Source organism: Echinicola marina, assembly GCF_020463795.1.
Lineage (GTDB): Bacteria > Bacteroidota > Bacteroidia > Cytophagales > Cyclobacteriaceae > Echinicola > Echinicola marina.
The window spans coordinates 3,279,743-3,298,151 of sequence record NZ_CP080025.1; the positions used below are offsets into that span (position 1 = coordinate 3,279,743).

General features: G+C 40.0%; 12 protein-coding genes. 8 read left to right on the top strand and 4 right to left on the bottom strand.

The window, feature by feature from the left end; all coding sequences use genetic code 11:
• The first annotated feature begins 39 nt into the window (after window positions 1–39).
• The 3 genes from KZP23_RS13525 (at window position 40) to KZP23_RS13535 (ending at window position 4,864) form a co-directional block, all read left to right on the top strand.
• Window positions 40–927: an AraC family transcriptional regulator gene (locus KZP23_RS13525; protein ID WP_226332249.1), complete on the top strand. Its 888-nt coding sequence runs from the start codon at window positions 40–42 to the stop codon at window positions 925–927.
• A gap of 263 nt (window positions 928–1,190) precedes the next feature.
• Window positions 1,191–1,574: a c-type cytochrome gene (locus KZP23_RS13530; RefSeq protein WP_226332250.1), complete on the top strand. Its 384-nt coding sequence runs from the start codon at window positions 1,191–1,193 to the stop codon at window positions 1,572–1,574.
• Between the two features lie 494 nt (window positions 1,575–2,068).
• Entirely contained in the window at window positions 2,069–4,864 is a 2,796-nt protein-coding gene (locus tag KZP23_RS13535) for an NPCBM/NEW2 domain-containing protein (RefSeq protein WP_226332251.1), read from the top strand.
• A gap of 219 nt (window positions 4,865–5,083) precedes the next feature.
• Here KZP23_RS13535 and KZP23_RS13540 read toward each other — a convergent pair whose 3' ends face one another.
• On the bottom strand, window positions 5,084–5,452 hold the full coding sequence (locus tag KZP23_RS13540) for a GreA/GreB family elongation factor (RefSeq protein WP_226332252.1): 369 nt from the start codon (window positions 5,450–5,452) through the stop codon (window positions 5,084–5,086).
• 886 nt (window positions 5,453–6,338) lie between these two features.
• Between KZP23_RS13540 and KZP23_RS13545 the strand changes: the two genes are divergently transcribed.
• The 3 genes from KZP23_RS13545 to KZP23_RS13555 all read left to right on the top strand — a co-directional run bounded on the left by KZP23_RS13545 (window position 6,339) and on the right by KZP23_RS13555 (window position 9,923).
• Window positions 6,339–6,509, top strand: coding sequence for a hypothetical protein (locus KZP23_RS13545; protein ID WP_226332253.1), 171 nt, complete (start codon window positions 6,339–6,341; stop codon window positions 6,507–6,509).
• 137 nt (window positions 6,510–6,646) lie between these two features.
• Window positions 6,647–8,164, top strand: a complete 1,518-nt coding sequence (locus tag KZP23_RS13550; protein ID WP_226332254.1) for a sulfatase — start codon at window positions 6,647–6,649, stop codon at window positions 8,162–8,164.
• Between the two features lie 142 nt (window positions 8,165–8,306).
• The gene (locus tag KZP23_RS13555; RefSeq protein WP_226332255.1) at window positions 8,307–9,923 is read left to right on the top strand and encodes a sulfatase family protein; all 1,617 of its coding nucleotides are present in this window, start codon (window positions 8,307–8,309) and stop codon (window positions 9,921–9,923) included.
• A gap of 26 nt (window positions 9,924–9,949) precedes the next feature.
• Here KZP23_RS13555 and KZP23_RS13560 read toward each other — a convergent pair whose 3' ends face one another.
• The 3 genes from KZP23_RS13560 to KZP23_RS13570 are packed head-to-tail and all read right to left on the bottom strand — an operon-like array spanning window position 9,950 to window position 15,640.
• Entirely contained in the window at window positions 9,950–10,828 is an 879-nt protein-coding gene (locus KZP23_RS13560; protein WP_226332256.1) for a helix-turn-helix domain-containing protein, read from the bottom strand.
• Between the two features lie 27 nt (window positions 10,829–10,855).
• Complete coding sequence (locus tag KZP23_RS13565) at window positions 10,856–12,385, bottom strand: sulfatase family protein (protein ID WP_226332257.1); 1,530 nt, start codon at window positions 12,383–12,385, stop codon at window positions 10,856–10,858.
• A gap of 15 nt (window positions 12,386–12,400) precedes the next feature.
• Window positions 12,401–15,640 carry a glycoside hydrolase family 2 TIM barrel-domain containing protein gene (locus tag KZP23_RS13570; protein ID WP_226332258.1) on the bottom strand — a complete coding sequence of 1,080 codons (3,240 nt, stop codon included), beginning with the start codon at window positions 15,638–15,640 and terminating at the stop codon, window positions 12,401–12,403.
• A 972-nt stretch (window positions 15,641–16,612) separates the two neighbouring features.
• Here KZP23_RS13570 and KZP23_RS13575 point away from each other — a divergent pair.
• On the top strand, window positions 16,613–17,212 hold the full coding sequence (locus tag KZP23_RS13575; protein ID WP_226332259.1) for an RNA polymerase sigma factor: 600 nt from the start codon (window positions 16,613–16,615) through the stop codon (window positions 17,210–17,212).
• A gap of 134 nt (window positions 17,213–17,346) precedes the next feature.
• Entirely contained in the window at window positions 17,347–18,375 is a 1,029-nt protein-coding gene (locus KZP23_RS13580; protein WP_226332260.1) for a FecR family protein, read from the top strand.
• Window positions 18,376–18,409: the final 34 nt, after the last annotated feature.

Consider the following 18,409-nt stretch of genomic DNA (forward strand, 5'->3'; position numbering starts at 1 on the left):
TACGCCGATAATGCATATTACTGGCATTATATTAAGCTTATGAAGATTTCGATTGAAAAGATAAACACCCTGGCTCACCAATCCTTTTTTGTCAAGGAAGTCAATAAACCTTATTTTACTGCACCCTTACATTTTCATCCTGAATTTGAGATATTATTCATCTTGGAAGGTTATGGAAGTAGATATGTAGGAGACTGCATAGAGGCTTTTGGTCCGGAGGATTTGGTGCTGCTTGGACCAAATATCCCTCATTTATGGCAATGTGATCAGGAGTTTTACCATGGAGATCTTCAGCTTAGATCCCGGGCTATTTGTATACAATTTAACCTGGATTTTTTAGGTGCAGATTTTCTAGTGATCCCTGAGATGGCTAAAATCCAACAGCTGCTTCAGCAAGCAAACAGAGGAATCAGGTTCATTGGCGGAGGGCAAAAAGTGCTTAAAGAGAGAATATTGGAACTGGTGGATATGGAAGGGATGGGACGAGTTACCGCTTTGTTGATGTTATTGGAATCCATGGCTTCTGCAGAACGTATATATTTGAGTTCTCCGGATTATAGTCCAGAAATGCATCATGAAAAGGACTCAGATAAGATGGACTTGGTGTTTAATTATGTCATGAAACATTTTAAGGAAAAGATTACCTTGGCCGGTGTGTCTTCACTGGTCCATATGAGTCCTGAATATTTTTGCAAGTATTTTAAGGTGAAGACCAATAAGAATTTTTCTGAGTTTTTGAACGAAGTGCGTATTGGACATGCTTGTAAGCTGTTGATGAAATCGGATTTAAACATCTCCGAAATATGTTATGAATCGGGTTTCAATCATCTATCGAATTTTAACAGGCAGTTCAAGAAAATAAAAAAAATGCCTCCCAGAGACTATCAGAAACAGTTTTGGAAGTTGAATGAAAGGGGCTTTTCATAGCTTTTATCCATGGAGATCAAAAAATAGCTTGGATGGAAGAGGACTCGGTCTTTTACTGAAGAGAAGGCAGCTTTATGATGTTAAAGGATCAATATCTTTATAACCTTGGTACTTTATAGGCAAAGAAATCAGGCTTTACTATGCGCATGAACCTGAAAACTTGCCAATATGAATTATATTTACCCAATAATCAAAGATTACTGTAAAAGTTCTTCATGTCCTTATTTACCTCTTTTATTAAATTCGTGACTTGTTTATTAAGCATGGCTCTTGTACTGTTTTCTTGTCAATCGGAAAAGAAGGAGAATGGAATGCAGGTTGCCGAGATCGAGAAAAAGGAGTTTTTTGTGGTGCCAGGTGAAGATGAGCCCATTGATTCGGTTTTGGTGCAAAGGGGAAAAGTGCTGATTTCCTATGCAGACTGCTATGAATGTCATAGAGAGGAAAGTGCAGGTAAGGGGCCTACATTTTTTGATATAGCCAGAAGGTACCCTAATAATCAAGTTTATTTTAAGCTATTGGGTCGGAAGGTGGTCTCAGGTGGGAGTGGCACTTGGGGACATCCTGTAATGCGCGCCCATCCCAAATTGGAATTGGAGGATGCCATGGCCATGGTCGCTTATATCCTCTCCTTAGAAGATAAATAGGTTTTCTTCTATCAAACAATCCTTCTAAGCGCCTGTGCTATAAAATCAGCTAGCTTATTGTTGTCATCCAATGGATTCCTGGGATCAAATTATAAACCTGATCAGTATTTTTATAAGGGCTTATCATTAAACCCGCATTATGCATTAGCCTATCTACGCCGCGGCGCACAAGTATTACGACCTGAAACTACTTTGAAATCAGGCTGTTTGGAGATTCAGTTCTTCCCGACAGTGGACGGGACAGGCTATAACGATTCCTAATGCATAAAGCGGGTTAGAAATGGAAATAAGGTAAAATATAATAAGGAAAAGAAAATATTTTATTTGTATTTGAATGATGTTAGTTCGTTTATTATATGGTTTGGTATAAAGGAAAGATATTGATTTATATTTCATTATTTTTAAGGAGGTTATAGTTGATCAGGTCTTTTGGAGAGAGTCTGTCATAATTTCTTAAAAGTAGAAGATTTGAATAATTAATTCGATTTTATCAAATGAGTCACTACCTGAAGTTTAAAATATCATTATCCATAGTATTATTCGTTTTGCTTGTATTTTGCAGCCGAGCGCAGACCATTACAGAATTGCAGGAATTGGATATTACTTCCGGACAGCAGACTTATGCTGCACCAGTGAAAGACCAATCCGTTACTGGGGAAGCTTTATCGGTGGCGGGTGAAAGATTTTCCAAGGGGATAGGGGTGCATTCCCGTTCAGTGATCAAAATCAAATTGAACAATGCTAGACACTTTTCTGCTAAAATAGGCATAAATGATTCGGATATAGATTATGCTGCTGAATCAGTAAAAACTATACCATTGACAGATGGAAAACGAATATTTTACGATGTTACCGAAACCCAAAAACAGTTTTTGGGTGTGGAAGGTGAAGCGGGGAAGGTTGATCAGGGGACGGTGGTCTTTAAGCTTATGCACAATGGCAAAGAAATTTATAACAGTGGATTGGTGAGGGGAGGAGATGTTGCCAAAGAGGTGGATTTGGATGTAAAGGGAGGATTGCTTGAAATGGTAGTAGAAGATGCAGGGGATGGGGAAAGTGGTGATCATGCCGTTTGGATCAATCCCAGCATTGAATATTTTGAAATAGCCCCCATCATTGTTCCTGTGGACTTTGCTGTTGAGAAGATAGAACAGACAAATGAAGTGAGGGAGCATCTGATGAAGCAATTAGCAGAACTTCCCGAGGTTACCATGCCATTGCCTCAGCCTGAATATGATTGGTTAGTGGATCATTCCAAGGCCAATGCAGCGGTTTATCGAAATGAAGATAACCGTATTGTTTTGAGCAATGGGTTGATAGCTAGGGTTTTTGCGTTGAGCCCCAACTTGGCGACGGTAGATTATATCAACCAAATGACAGGGGAGAGCCTGTTACGAGCCGTGTCAAATGAGGGTGTATTGACCATAGATGGTAAGTCCATTGAGATAGGAGGCCTGAGCAAACAAAGGGAATATGGGTATACCCTGATGAAATGGGTGGAAAGTCTGTCCGCAACCAAAAATTCATTCCAAATTCAGGATTTTGAAGTGAAAGCAATTACGGACCGCCTTCAATGGAAACAGGTGCGCTGGGCCATGAACAAAGAGATGCCAGGTGGGAAGGAATTGGTATTTACCCTTGTGAAAGATGCCATAGTGGTGAAGGTGCATTATGCCCTTTATGATGGCATTCCTACCCTTTCCAAATGGATAGAGATGATCAATGAGGGAGAGCTTTTGGTACAGTTGAACAGTTTTAAACTGGAGCAATTGGCCATGGTGGAAGGAGAGAATTTGGTGGATATTCCATCGTATTGGGTGAAGCCGAATATACATATTGAAACGGATTATGCCTTTGGTGCCATGCAGCAGAAGACTTCTGATCAAACAACTTATTGGGAGAAAGACCCGAGATATACCTCGCAGACCAATTATCCCATGAGTGTACCTTGTCTATTGGAGGTAAAACCTCCCTTGGGACCAGATACGGGGATTCCGGTGGGTGGCTCACTGACCACATTTAGGGTTTGGGAAATGCCTATGGATACCCGTGAACAGGAAAGACAGGGCTTGTTCAAAAGAAAGATGTATCGAAGCATTTCTCCATGGACCACTGAAAACCCGATCTTTCTCCATCTTACATCTACTGACCCAGAAGTGGTGAAAACTGCCGTGGACCAATGTGCCGAGGTAGGGTATGAGATGATCATCCTGAGTTTTGGTAGCGGAATGAATATGGAGGATGAGTCTCCTGAAAATTATGCTAAATTCAGGGCGTTGAGAGAATATGCCAATTCCAAGGGAATCGAACTTGGAGGCTATTCCCTGCTTTCCAGCCGTTGGATAAGTGAAGAAGTGGATGTAATCAACCCAAAAACAGGCAAGCGTGGCGGGATGATTTTTGGTTCTTCTCCTTGCCTGAGCAGCGAATGGGGCTATGATTATTTCCGCAAGATCAAAAGGTTCTTTAATGAAACAGGGATGCAGGTTTTTGAGAATGATGGATCCTATCCAGGCAATGTATGCGCATCTACCAGCCATGCCTATCATAACGGGCTAGGTGATTCCCAATGGAAACAGTATGCCCAAATCCAAGGCCTGTACCAATGGATGCGTGCAGAGGGAATTTATATGAATGTGCCGGATTTTTATGTCAATTCGGGTACCAACAAAACCGGAATTGGCTACAGAGAGGTCAATTGGTCACTTCCAAGGGAAAGACACCTGATGCATGGTCGCCTGAATATTTATGATGGACTCTGGGACCGTATACCAAGTATGTGTTGGACTTTTGTACCCCTTACTCAGTATCATGGTGGAGGAGCAGAAGCTACCTTAGAACCTTTGAAAGATCATTTGCAGGATTATGAAAATCATATGATGCAAAATTATGGTTCGGGAGTTCAGGCTTGTTATCGAGGACCGCGACTATACGATGCTCCTGAAACCAAAGCCCTGGTAAAAGAGGTCATTGGTTGGTATAAACAATACCGTGAAATACTCAATAGTGATTTGATCCATTTGCGCCGGCCTTCTGGAAAGGATTGGGATGGTTTTATGCATGCCAACCCTGAATTGAAAGAAAAGGGATTGGCCATGTTTTTCAATCCTACCGAAGAGGATATGAAGCGAAAAATCAAACTCCCACTTTATTATACAGGCTTAAGAGATACTGCTGAGGTGCGCATAAAGGAGGGAACCGTTAAAAGCTATAAGTTGGCCCGGGACTATTCCATTGAGGTAGACCTTACTATTCCAGCCAATTCTTATACTTGGTTGGTTATTGAATGAAGAAAAGACAACGGTAATCAATCCAAATTTGTCCGTTCGATCGGTAGCGGATTGTTATTGATAACAGGCTGAAATAGAGAAGGTTTTCCCGGGAATGACTGGTCTTTAATTATTAGGGAGGTATGGTAGATGAAGGAAATAGTTTCTGTAAAATAGAGGCTGTCCCATCATGGCGTAAATCGACTTACTGATGAGACAGTCTATTTTTTGTATGGTAATTTATTTGACGGATAGCACTTTCAACCTGCGAATTCCGGCTGGCATATTCCAGGAAACTTCCTTCCCTTTTTTTACGCCTATCAAAGCAACAGCCAAGGGAGCCAGAAGTGATATTTTTCCTTCTTTGAGATTGGACTGGTTGGGAAGTACTATTTTGGCCTTTATAATATGAGCATTGTCCATGTCCTGCACCTCTATCTCCGAGCCGATTTTCACGACGTCTTTGGGGACTTTGTTGTCCTCAACAATTTTACAATTGGCCAATTCTTCCTGTAATTGCCGAAGGTCAATGTGAAATCCATTGGTGTTTCCAGAGATGATGATGTTTTTAATGGTTTGATAATCAGATTTTTTTATGATTGGTTTCATGATGTTGAAAATTTTGTAGAACATATGCGTTTAGGACATATTAAAAGCATGTCCCATTAGCCTGGCGTACCAGGTATAACCTTTACTATAAAAGGCAAAGCTCTCCACTAACAGCTCGTGGAGAGCAGCGTGATAAAGGCCTTGTTACATGAAAACAAAAGAATAACATCCTTGCCTGCAATGCAGGAACGCACTTCGTATGACTTTATATACTTGGTAGGTTTCAAGATGTTGATGAATTAGTGGGGGGATGTAAAAATGTAAACTTACGTTAACGTTTGGCTGTCTTGTCCTGTTGCTTACTATTTTTAGAGGTATCAGGAACAAGGTCAAAAAGGTACTGGGGGTCGATGTCCGGATCAGTCAGATAACAGACAGGAGATGCAAAAGGCTTTATCCTAGCTTTGTTGTTAGCAGTTGCTGTATGTTTGTTTGCTGATTTCACTTTACGATAGATCCTATTATTAAAGGTCTAACGTAAAATTCACTTTCTGGTTTAAAATTTCCTTTTTCTTTAAGAACAAAGTCGCTTATAATATAGATGATCTTCCTGATAAGTGATCTCTATTTATAATTTATTAAGTATACAGGTTTTTGAAACAGAGAAGGGCAAGGGAAAGTTGGAAACATCTGTTGCATAGGCTATATTTAAATCTCTCCCTACCCGGTCCCCAAATGTGTAAATGCAAAAAAAATGAAGCATGAAGAGACTTGTTTTTTGTTTGGACATTGATCTGTAATGGCCAAATTCAAGATGGATTAGCACATATGTTCAGTGCTTGATATGGATGTTTGTTTGGCTTGTGGTGCTATTTGAAGTATAATTGCTAACCGTTGACGAATTTTTCATATTAGAAATGGACAAGTAAATTTAATTTTGAAGAATGTGATTGTTCACAAAAATGCCAGTAGAGAAGGTAAGGAAAATGTTTCCCATACTACTTGCAGCTTAGGATTTAATTCTAGGACAGGTGAAGGGAAGACTTTTATGGCTGTGCAATTGGATGAAGCGTTTGGTGTTGGAAACGAAATCATATTGGAAAGTATCAGTGAATGATTGACCCAGGTAATATGAAGGAAGCGTTAGGGTTTCACTTTGATGGTTTTGACGGAGATAGACCGTACTTCTTGTGCTTGGATATTTTTGTTTTTTGGTATTGAAAAAAGGAAACAGTAAACTCAAAATAATAGATTATGAATTTAAAAAGCAGGTTCTTCTCTTCTATGATCAGGGGAGCATTTCTGATTTTAGCTAGCATGGTTTCACTGACGACCATGGCCCAAAAGAAATCATCCAAACCCAATATTCTACTGCTCTTGGTGGATGACCTTAAACCTAATTTAGGTGTTTATGGAGATCCCGTAGCGATCAGTCCCAATGTGGATAAATTGGCCAATAGCGGGATGCGATTTGATATGGCTTATTGTAACCAAGCAGTATGTGTTTCTTCCCGGTACAATTTGCTTTTGGGCTCTAGGTCCACAAGTACTGGGCTGTACAATTTTGGTAAGGAATTTAGGGATGTGATCCCTGATGCGGTCACCATGCCACAATATTTTATGAATGCCGGTTACCACACCGAATCCATGGGCAAGGTTTATCATGTTGGACATGGCAATACCAATGACAAAGCCTCCTGGACTGTGCCTCACTGGAAGGAAAAGGTGATCGAATACTTAGATCCAGCAAGTACCAATGGCAAGCTGACCCGTGAAGAGGCTTTCTTCGAAAATACCAGAATGTATATTGAAGACACGCCAAAGAACCATGAACTGCCAAGAGGAGCAGCTTGGGAAAGCCCTGATGTGGTAGATGAGGGCTATGCTGATGGTCGTGTGGCGAGGCATGCCATTGATCGTTTGAGGGAATTGAGCAAAAATCCTGAGCAGCCATTTTTTATGGCCGTGGGTTTTGCGAGACCACATTTGCCTTTTAGTGCCCCGAAGAAATATTGGGATATGTATAATCCAGATGAACTTCCTATGCCGGAATTTGAAGAAGGACCGGATGGAGCACCAGGTTTTGCAGTAAAACGAAAAGGTGAAATCGTACAGTTTTTCCCTATTCCAACAAAAGAAGATATTTATGAAGAGGATCTAAAACGCAAGTTGATCCATGGTTATTATGCCAGTCTGAGTTATATGGATGCCCAATTGGGAAAAGTGGTAGATGAATTGAAGCGTTTGAATATGGATGAAAATACCATTATTGTACTTTGGGGCGACCATGGGTGGCATTTGGGTGACCATGGTATTTGGACCAAACACACCAATTATGAACAAGCCAATCATATTCCTTTGGTTTTTGTGGCACCAGGCGTTACCAAGGCAGGAAGCGCCACCAAACAGTTGGCGGAGACTGTGGATATTTTTCCTACATTGGCAGATTTGGCAGGACTGGAGAGGCCAGAAGGACCTCAGCCAATCGATGGTATCAGTTTGAAGCCAAGCTTACTGGATGGATCTAAAATGATAAAGGACCATGCTTATCATGCCTTTGAAATGGGAGGAAATATGGGGGAAGCTATCAGGACCGAGCAATATAGGATGGTGAGATGGACGAACCTGAGAAGTGGAAAAGTGGTTTATGAGCTATATGATTATTTTAATGATCCAGGGGAAAAGAAAAACATAGCTGAAGACAAACCTGAAATTGTAGAGGAATTGGTAGCGAAACTGAAAAAATATCCAAAGGCAAAGAGACTTCCCTAAACAATCATAAAATCAAAATAAAGTAATTCAATAGCCAGCTACATTTGATGTGTAGCTGGCTATTTCATTGTTAATTACTGGTTTATTGATAACTTGGAATATTGATTGTTTTGATGTGACGATCCCTAAACCCAAGGTAATTATGAAAAAAATGCTTCTTCCATTGGGCTTGCTGTTTATTATTGGTCTTTGGAGCTATGTCCAAAAGGATCGGAGCAAGCCAGTAACCCAACCCAATATATTATTTGCCATCATGGATGATGTTACTTATAAGCATATGGGTGCATATGGCTGTGACTGGGTGAATACCCCCAATTTTGATCGGATAGCCGCAGAGGGAATACTTTTCAATAATGCCTATACTCCCAATGCAAAATGTGCCCCTTCCCGGTCCAATATCCTGACGGGCAGGAATTCCTGGCAATTGGAAGAAGCTGCCAACCACTGGTCGTATTTTCCCACTAAGTTTAAAACCTTTGCAGAAGTCTTAGATGAACATGATTACCATGTAGGCTATACAGGAAAGGGCTGGGCACCAGGCAAGGCAAAAAACAAAGATGGGAGTGCAAGGAACCTTTTGGTCAACAATTACAGCCAAATCAAGACAACCCCACCGACTCCTCAAATCAGTAATGTAGATTATGCAGCCAATTTTAAGGCCTTTTTAGATGATAATCGTGAGGGGGAGCCATTCTTTTTTTGGTATGGTGGTTTGGAACCTCATAGAGGCTATGCCTATGGATCAGGAATTGCCAAGGGAGGTAAATCGCTTGTTGAGCTTAAGGATGAGGAGATCTTTGGTTTTTGGCCCGTTAAGGATTCAGTGAAGACAGATTTGCTGGATTATGCTTTTGAGATAGAATATTTCGATAAACAGTTGGGCAAGATGATAGCAGAGCTTGAAGCAAGAGGTGAACTCGACAATACCATCGTAGTAGTGACTGCAGATAATGGAATGCCTTTTCCAAGAGTGAAAGGGCAGGAATACGAGTATAGCAATCACCTTCCTTTGGCGATCTGCTGGGGAAATGGAATTTCAACTAAAGGGCGAAAAATAGACGACTTTATCAGCTTTATTGACTTTGCACCTACATTTTTGGAATTGGCAGGAATAAAGGAAAAGGACAGTGGCATGCAGCCTATTACCGGAAGTAGTTTTACGGATATTTTGTCTTCTGAGGAGCCAAATATGGTTGATTCAAAAAGAAACCATGTTTTAATAGGGAAGGAAAGGCATGATGTAGGCAGGCCTGATGATCAGGGCTATCCCATTAGGGGGATTGTCCAAGAAAATTTCCTTTACCTGAAGAATTTTGAGCCAGTTAGATGGCCGGCAGGGAATCCTGAAACTGGATATTTGAATACAGACGGTAGCCCTACCAAAACAGTATGTATCAATTCCATTTATAAAGAGAGTACATTTGATTATTGGGCATGGTCGTTTGGAAAACGCCCGGCTGAAGAACTCTATAATATCAAAGAAGATCCGGATTGTCTGAATAATTTAGCGTTTAGCGGTCAATTTGAGAAAGTAAAGGAAAAGCTGAAAAAGAGCCTGTTCAAGAAGTTAAAAGACCAAGGAGATCCCAGAATGTTTGGCAATGGAGCTGTTTTTGATCATTACCAATATGCGGATCAAAGTGGGGCAGACTTTTATTCAAGGTATATGAAAGGGGAGAAATTAAAGGCCGGTTGGGTGAATGAAAGTGATTTTCAGGATATAAGGAAGGTCAAAACTTATAAAGAAGCAAATCCTTGATTTCGCAGTTTTGCTAATATCACCTATCAAAGGTGGCTTTTTCTGTAGAAATTGGGGGCATAACCCATGTGTTTTTTGAACAAGCGAGAAAAATAATAAGCGTCTTCAAAGCCTAATTGTGAGGAGATCCTTTTGAGTGTCCAGTCAGTGAATTGCAGGTATTGACAGGCTTTTTGGATTTTGAGGTGATTAAAATAATTGATGGGGGTATAGCCAGTCTTTTGTTTGAATGTGTAAGAAAAATGAGAAATTGACAATTGTGCTTGTTTGGCCATTTCCTCCAAGGTCAGAAGGTTTTCCACATTTTCCTTCATGTATTCAATGGCTTTTTCAATCTCTTCTTTTTTTGGAGAAGCTTCTTCCAAGAGGAGCTTTTTGGGGTAAACCAAAGAGAAAAAAATCTGTTGTAGAAGAGGAAGTACATTGATCAGATTTTCTTTTCCATATCCGGATTCCAATAGATTGATAATTTGATGAAAGAGTTTTGCACGGGCATCCACATAAGGAGAGTGTTGGACGTAGCTATCCTTTTTTTGGATGAGCATATTATTGAATTCTGGTGCAAGTGTCCCTTTATAATGAATCCAATAAATACTCCAAGGTAAGTGTTCATCAGCGGCAAAGGAGTTTGGGATACCTTCAGGAATGATCAGGTAGTCATGCGGATTGATCAGGAAGTGCTCATTATTGATAGAGGCTGTCCCTTTACCTTCGATACAATAGATCAATATATTTTCGTTTGCTCCCTTTGGTCGCTTTCTGAAGTGGTGTTGCGCGCGGGGGTAATAACCAATATCCGTAAGGTACAAGGAAGACAAGATGGGGTCTTCCTTGCAAAACTTACGAATGTCATTGGGAAGCACCAGGGCTCTTTGGCCCTTGAATCCTTCTCTTTTTTTGGTCATATTTCTAGGGGTTTGGCCATACTGTACCTAATCCTTCTTGTAGTTTCCGTATTTTCCTTTCATTCCCTGCAACCAGTTTTCTCGAAGGGATTGCATTTCTTGGGCCCTAAGACTATCCTGTTCGATAAGATTTTGTCTTTCTCCCGGGTCAGCTTCCAAATTGTAAAGCGCCACTTTACCTGGATGGGCACCTAGCATAATTTGGCTAGTAATGGGCCTGTTTTTAGGGTTATAATCATTGGCAAAAACCAGTTTGTAGTTTTGGTCAATGACAGCCCATTGGTTTCCGAATTGAAAGAATAAAGGGTCTTTAGCGGACTTTGATGCTTTGTTCTCTTTAATAGGGGCAATCAAGCTACTGCCATCAAGTGCAGCATCTTTCGGAATGTCAATGCCAGCAGCTTCCATAAAGGTAGGGAAAATATCCAGTGTGGATACCCGGTGGTTATAGTCTTTTTCTTTGGGGAGTCCATTTGGCCATGAAAGGATCATGGGTACGCGGATGCCGCCTTCATGCATGGTATATTTGCTGCCCGAAAGAGGCAGGTTGTTGGCGCCGGCCAAAGGCTCACCTCCATTGTCAGAGACCAAAAGAATCATGGTGTTTTCCATGTTTCCAGCAGCTTCCAATGCATCCAAAAGACGACCAATATTATCATCCAAACAGTTCAAATTGGCCAGGAAGTATTTTCTCATTTCTTCATCTGAGATTTTGCCTACCTGTGTATAATCCCAGTAGTATTCTTTGTATTTACCATAACTGCTGTCATAGTTGGCCACTTTTTTTACATTCCATTTTTTGAGGTATTCGTCTGGCACTTCATGGATCAGGTGGTGAACAGCATTATAGGAAAGGTCCAAGAAAAATGGTCCATCATTGTTTTTATTGATAAATTCAATGGCCTTATCCGTGAAAAGCTCGGTGCTATAGGTGTCTTCAAAGCTGGTTTTGGTGCTATCCACAAAGAGTCTGCCCAATGACTCACTGGTTCCATAAGGGTCAGGGGTGCTTATTTCTGTTTTTTCGTCCAATAGGAAATAGTCATGTGCGTGGGCACTGAATCCAACAAAGGACTGATAGCCATGTTGCAGAGGAAATTCCCTTACTTGTGCATTGTGGTAATTGGTGCCAAAATCACTTTTGCCAATTTTAGCGGTGGTATATCCTGCTTTTTGGAGCACTTCCGCAATGGTATTTACATTGTGAGGAAGCCCAGAGGCCCAAGCCATCTTAGGATCCCATTTTTCCTGGTATTGGCCGGTGTAGATTGCGGCCCTGGACGGACTGCATACAGGTGCAGTTACATAGGCATTGTAGAAGAGCACACCATTGTCAGCGATCCTGTCCATATTGGGGGTTTCGCAGTATTTGGATACGTGATCATAAGCACTGAGGTCGGCATATCCTTGGTCATCGGTTACGATGAGGATGATGTTGGGTTGTTTTTTATCTACAGCCATGGCTGTTTCTTTTTGCCCGCATGAGCCTAATAATGTCCCCAGTCCAATTATGGAGAAAAGGGAGAGGATAGGTTTTATTAATATCTTTTTTTTCATTGTTATTGTTTAAGTCTATTCCTTGTCTAATACTATTTCACGGATCATTAAATTACCTCCATTGCTTACATTGGTTTTTAGAATTATTTTTCCATCATTGCTGTCTTCGCGCATAACATGGAATTTTATCCATTTTCCACCATCTTCATGATGTCTTCCCAAGCGCACTTTCCTTCCTTCAAAGGTCAATAATCCTTCTCTTCCTTGATTGTTCCAATCATCAAATAAGACATAGAAACTGCCTAGGATTCCGTCTGGAACAGTGATTTCCAAGATGATTTCCTTTCCGTGCCAAGCGCTGCCTTTGTCATCCTTCCATACACCATCCGCTTTGACTTTATAGCCTATATTTTCCCCGATCTTGATGACCTGATCGCTATTGGAGTTCCAAGGTAGGGAGCTACGCTTACTTTCTGCTTTTTCTCCAGCATTGACCCGTAAGAGCACGTTATTGTATTGGCCATCTATCTGCTCATCTTTTGCTAGGGGAATTTTAGGGAAGAGCTTGGACAAAAAAGTCCTGTCAACTTCAGTGGATGGAGCAAAATCCGATGTTTTCATATATTCTATGAGACTATAGCGCAATTGTTTGGCTACAGGTAATTCTGCATTCCGAATATCAAATCCGCTGACCAAAAGCTTTCCTTTTCCAACCGAAAACTCAAAGATAGCGCCTTCTTTATTATTCCTATGAAAATCATCCACAACTTGAACGAGTGGTTGAAATGATTTTGGTGTTTCATTGAGGATAAAGCCTTTGGCTCCTTTGCTGATGCTTTCCCATTGCCAATTGGAATGGTAGTCGGTCGGGAAATCTTTCAGGGCAGGGTGCTGGTCTTGGATCAACATGCCTATATTGGTTTTGCCTTGGCCAGGGAAGAAAGTCAATGACCAGTACAATGGATAAAAACTCAAGTCGATGCTGTTTTTATCAGTTCCCAGTTGATCCGCCAATAAAAGCACCTTCCTGCCGGCCTCCAAAGCAGCAAAGGCCGTATTGTCCAATTGGTCGGTAATGATGATGTCTCCATCTTCATATGGAGGGAGCTTTGTGGGATATACCCAAATGTCCCAAGAGTTCTTAAAGGCTGTTCCGGCTAGTTTTAGCTCGATATTTAGTTTTTGGGCAGTTTGAATGTTTCCAAGCGGAAAGGTGATATTTCCGATGTCATTGAGACTGCCTCTTTTAATATTGTTGATCATCCAGTTTTCTTGATGGATCGATTTTCCGGATGCATCGCTGATATTGACGAGGATTTCTCCATTAGTGATTCCAGATGGACCAAAATGAGAAAGCTGGGCGCTTGCTTCAAAAACTTCACCATTGTCCCAAACGAATTTTTTCATTCTTAGTAAGGGGACTGTTTCACTGAAATGTTCTTTGAATTTTTCCGGTGTAGTGATTCCCTTGCTTTCCCAGTGGGCATCCAGCCAACCGATCAGCGCCTCACCTTGGCCTTGATAATCCTGCATGCTCAGGAGTTGCACTCCAGCACAGCTTTTTGTTCTCAAGAAAGATTCTGTTTCATACTTGTACATGATTTGGTTCAGAGCTCCCGAAGCCTTTTTGAATTCTTCTGCTTGATGGGCAATGCCGTTTTTTTCGGCCATCGCTTTAAATTCCATGAAGTTTCTGGCTTTGAGTACACCGGTGTATTTGTCTATTTCTGTCCAAGAAGGATAGACGGGCCATTGACCAATTTCATGTGCAATGATCGGAATGTCCATTTGGCTATAGACCTCCTCAAAATCCCAATCTGTATGTGCGCCATTTAATCCCCGTGTTCTTCCGATGCCTTTGATATAATGGGTAGCATTATATTGGTCCACCTCTGTAATGGTCCTGGCTGTGGAAACAGCATATAAGTGTCTGGGGTCTTTGGCCTTGAGGTCTGCAACCCATTCTTTCATAATGTCAAAGTCAGAATTGCCCAGTTCATTTCCGATGCAGAACATGGTAAATGAAGGATGGTTGCCGTATTCATCCACTACGCGGTTCATCTCATTGATGACAAATTGATCTCTTTCAGGATCTTTTCCCAAGCCTTGGGGGAAGCCCTTGGTGTTCATCTCAGGGCGTCCACGTTGGGTGTTGTCTACGCTCATCCACCAATCGATCCAAATGGAAGCTTCTGCTTGTATATAAATACCGATTCTGTTGGCTGCTTTGAATGCTGCTTCAGGAGGGCACCAGGAATGGAAGCGGACATGGTTGAGTCCATGGTCTTTGTATATTTCAAAAATCCTTTCCCAGTCTTCTATTTGGGCTGAACTATAGCCGGTAAGAGGGAAATGTACACAGTCGAGGTTACCTCTTAGGAAAACTGGTTCTCCGTTGACCAAAACATGGGTGCCGTCATGACTGTAGTTCACAAATCCAAATTCTGTTTCTGCTAAATCCTCGGATTTTCTGGTTTTTAACCTGACTTTAAGTGTATAGACAGTAGGGTCAAATTCATTCCATTTTTTTAAGGCCCCATTAAGGCTCAAAGGAATGTTGAGCTCTTGGTGGCCAGGTTGAAGTCTGTGACGGAAGGTGCTCTGGAAAACGGGTTCTTTATGGTCTATTTGAGTAATGCTGATTTCAAACTTAGCCTTCTCGGCCTTTTCAGCATCTACACTAATATTTAGGTCCAAATGGTCATCCGAAGTTTTTGGGAAGGTCCTTAACTGCTTAATGGAGGTAAGGTCATGAGCTCTTAGTTCTATTTTTCCAATGATACCATTCCAAATACTTTGGGTATATTCTCCGTAGGCGTGGCCTTTGTCCCCAATATTATGGATCATGTCATTATTGACCCTTACGGTTAAGGTATGTTTTCCTGGGCTAAGTACTCCCAAGTCGTGGTAATGGGGTGTTCCCAAAGCATCGGCAGTTCCCATCTCCATGCCATCGATAAACACTTTTGATTCCCATAAAACCCTCTCCAATAACAGTTCTATCTCTTTGTCTTTCCAAAAATTCGGAATTAGGATTTCTCTTGAGTATTCGGCTTCCCCTATATATTTGAATTCAGGGGTAAGTACTCCAAAGTCAGAGCCGGTTGTTTTGAGACCGTAGCCATTTTCAGCTAGTGATCCGGGAAGTTGGATTTCACCTTTGACCTTCGAGTCGATACGAAAGTATTCGGAGGAATTGTTTGATTTTATAAGTTTTACATTCCATTGCCCCGAAAGATCAATATTTTGAGCCAAGGCTGAGAAGGAAACTGTTAAAATGCACAGTAATATTGTAAGGTTTTTAAGAAGCCGCATAATTATTTGTAATCAGTAAAACATGGTCGAAACAAAAATAAATTGTTTTATTTAAGATTAAAAGGCTGTAAGGCCTGAGAGGATGATATCGTGATTTAGTCCATTGTTAAGGTCTTTTGTCTGGTGGATGAGGTAGATTGATTGCCTTATTTTTTTACTGAATCAATGATTTTTTATTTGGCCTAATAGGGTGGGGTAGTTTTGAGTTGATAATAGCAGTGAAATAATCCATTATTAATTGATTTCGAATAGTTTCGATATATGAATTGTTAGGGAAGATCAGTGCTTATTTTCAGAATTACTTGGTCGCCAAATTAATAAGAGATATAGTTCTGATTTTCGCCTTTTCTTAATGTCTTTGAATCCCAATAAACGTTGAAATATAGTCTTGTAACTGACACTTTTCTTTAGAATTTATTTCTTATTTACTGTAGGTATTGAAAGAGTTGTCGGTTGTATGTATAAGGAAATGAAATTTTTTTCTTCACTGTATTTTAGCGAAATGATCTTGGTAAATCATCATGATAAAATTATGCTAAATCGACTTTGTATGTTTTATGTAATCTGTTTTGCCTCATCTGGAGTTTGAATAATTTTCTTTTAAGTAAAAAATGTATAAGAAAGAATAGTTTAGTTAAAAAATAAGCGAAAGAATAAGTTTGAGTAAATTATTTATTTTATTATTTATTAATGTCAGAATAAATTGTTTTATTTAAAGATGATTTATTTAATATTTCTTCAAAAATAAATCTTTTAGGCCGGGTTTAGCTAGGCTCTTTCCTCAACTATTTTAGGGTTGATGGGCTTGTTGGAGATTTCATTTTCATGATAGGAAATAATGATGTGTGGAATCCAAATAATTAACATTTGAGATATAGAAATGTGAGGGCAATACCTTAAGCGTAAAACAACTATTTGTACCGGATATATTTTAGGAAAATAAAGAGGACTATATGCTAAAAATCTACTGATATGGATTATGGAAGTTTAAGCGATCAAAAGTTGTGGGCCAAGGTAGTAGATGGAGACAATAAGGCCTTTGAGTTTATTTACAGAGCTCATTCAAAAAAGTTGTATGTATATGGACATCGGTTTACTAAAGACACGTCCATAATCGATGATGCTATTCAAGAAGTGTTTATTTCAATATGGTCATCAAGGAATAGAATAGTTATTTCTAGATCTTTGAGCCATTATATTTTTAGTTCTTATAGACGTTTGATCATTAAAAAGATTAATGAGGAACAATTTTGTGAGTCTATCGATGATCCCAATAATATGTTGGATTTCCATCATTATATGCAAGGGGTATTAGAAGAGACCAACATATCTGATTTTGAAGGGGGGAAAACTATTTCCGCTTTGGAGAAACTACCTAGTAGACAAAAGGAAGCAATATACCTCAGGTATATAGAAGAATTGTCTTATGAGTCTATTTCAGATATTATGGGTGTTCAAATTCCATATATCTATAATTTAATTTTTAAGGGTTTAAAAACTCTGAAAGAAAATATCAAAATTTCACGATTTGCTAAAATCCTTGTTTTTTGGGTTTTATCAATATTTCATTAAAACCTACTTTTTAATTTAAATACTTTAAAAAACCTCCTTAAGTTTTTTAAAAACTGTAAAAATTAATTTTTTATTGCTGTCTAGGTGAGATTAAGCAACTTTTATTACTCTATAATATTGAAAGACGAAAAGAAATGAAATCCTTTGAGAACATAGAAGATTTTCTTGGTTATCCCCTTTTTAAGGACTGGGTGCGCTCTGGAGCAGATACAGATGATGAGTTCTTTATCTGGTTCAAAGAGAATTATCCTAAAAAACTGGATTTGCTGTATAAGTCCAAAATGGTTTTGGAGGAATTGGAAGCACCTGCCAATGATTGGTCAAGGCTTAAAGAAGATGAATTGTTTAATAACATATCATCTCAAATAAGACCCGTTCGGAGATTTTATGGCAACAAAAAAGCGATCAGCACACCGACCTTATTGGTAGCCATGTTGGTGATATTGCTAAGTGGTTTGTTGGTGTGGAATACGGAGCTGGAAAATTATTTCGGAGCATCTATTGAGGAGGTTGTGGCTGAGCAGTGGACAGTTCGAGATGCAAAGCTGGGCCAAAAGAGCAAGGTGTTTCTTCCTGATGGAACAATTGCCTACTTAAACTCAGGCAGCCAAATTAAGTATGATAAGCATTTCGCCATCAGTCACAGGGAGCTCTCATTGAGAGGAGAGGCGTTCTTTGAGGTGGCAAAAAATAAAGCAATTCCATTCAAAGTCAAGAGTGGTAAGGTGGTTACTGAGGCCGTTGGGACAGCTTTTAATGTAAAAGCTTTTGATGTGAAAGATATTGGTGTTCAGCTGACTGAGGGTAAAGTGAAGGTTTATCCAATTAATAGTCCTGAAGAGGAGCTATTGCTGTTGCCCGGAGAACAAGTGGTTTATCAGGGGGACGAATCACCCAAGAAAGGCAGTTTTGACCTTGAGTATTATCCGTTTTGGGTAAAGGGAACACTAAGTTTTGACAAGGCTTCACTGTCCGAAGCAGTAGACTTGTTGGAAAGATGGTATGGGGTCAAAATTGCAGTTCAAAATGCTCCTAAAAAGGAATTTAGCTTTAGTGGCAAGTATAGAAAGGCCACGCTAGAAAATATTTTGGAGAGCATGTCCCATTCTCTTCAATTGAGGTACAAAATCGAGAATAAAAATGTCACTTTAATATTTCAATAAAAACCAATCGCCTATGACCAAAAAAAGCCAATGA

Bases quoted from the DNA above. Each gene is read 5' to 3' on its own strand.
- KZP23_RS13525 (WP_226332249.1), top strand. From the start codon at position 40: ATGAAGATTTCGATTGAAAAGATAAACACCCTGGCTCACCAATCCTTT.
- KZP23_RS13530 (WP_226332250.1), top strand. From the start codon at position 1,191: ATGGCTCTTGTACTGTTTTCTTGTCAATCGGAAAAGAAGGAGAATGGA.
- KZP23_RS13535 (WP_226332251.1), top strand. From the start codon at position 2,069: ATGAGTCACTACCTGAAGTTTAAAATATCATTATCCATAGTATTATTC.
- KZP23_RS13540 (WP_226332252.1), bottom strand. From the start codon at position 5,452: ATGAAACCAATCATAAAAAAATCTGATTATCAAACCATTAAAAACATC.
- KZP23_RS13550 (WP_226332254.1), top strand. From the start codon at position 6,647: ATGAATTTAAAAAGCAGGTTCTTCTCTTCTATGATCAGGGGAGCATTT.
- KZP23_RS13555 (WP_226332255.1), top strand. From the start codon at position 8,307: ATGAAAAAAATGCTTCTTCCATTGGGCTTGCTGTTTATTATTGGTCTT.
- KZP23_RS13560 (WP_226332256.1), bottom strand. From the start codon at position 10,828: ATGACCAAAAAAAGAGAAGGATTCAAGGGCCAAAGAGCCCTGGTGCTT.
- KZP23_RS13565 (WP_226332257.1), bottom strand. From the start codon at position 12,385: ATGAAAAAAAAGATATTAATAAAACCTATCCTCTCCCTTTTCTCCATA.
- KZP23_RS13570 (WP_226332258.1), bottom strand. From the start codon at position 15,640: ATGCGGCTTCTTAAAAACCTTACAATATTACTGTGCATTTTAACAGTT.
- KZP23_RS13575 (WP_226332259.1), top strand. From the start codon at position 16,613: ATGGATTATGGAAGTTTAAGCGATCAAAAGTTGTGGGCCAAGGTAGTA.
- KZP23_RS13580 (WP_226332260.1), top strand. From the start codon at position 17,347: ATGAAATCCTTTGAGAACATAGAAGATTTTCTTGGTTATCCCCTTTTT.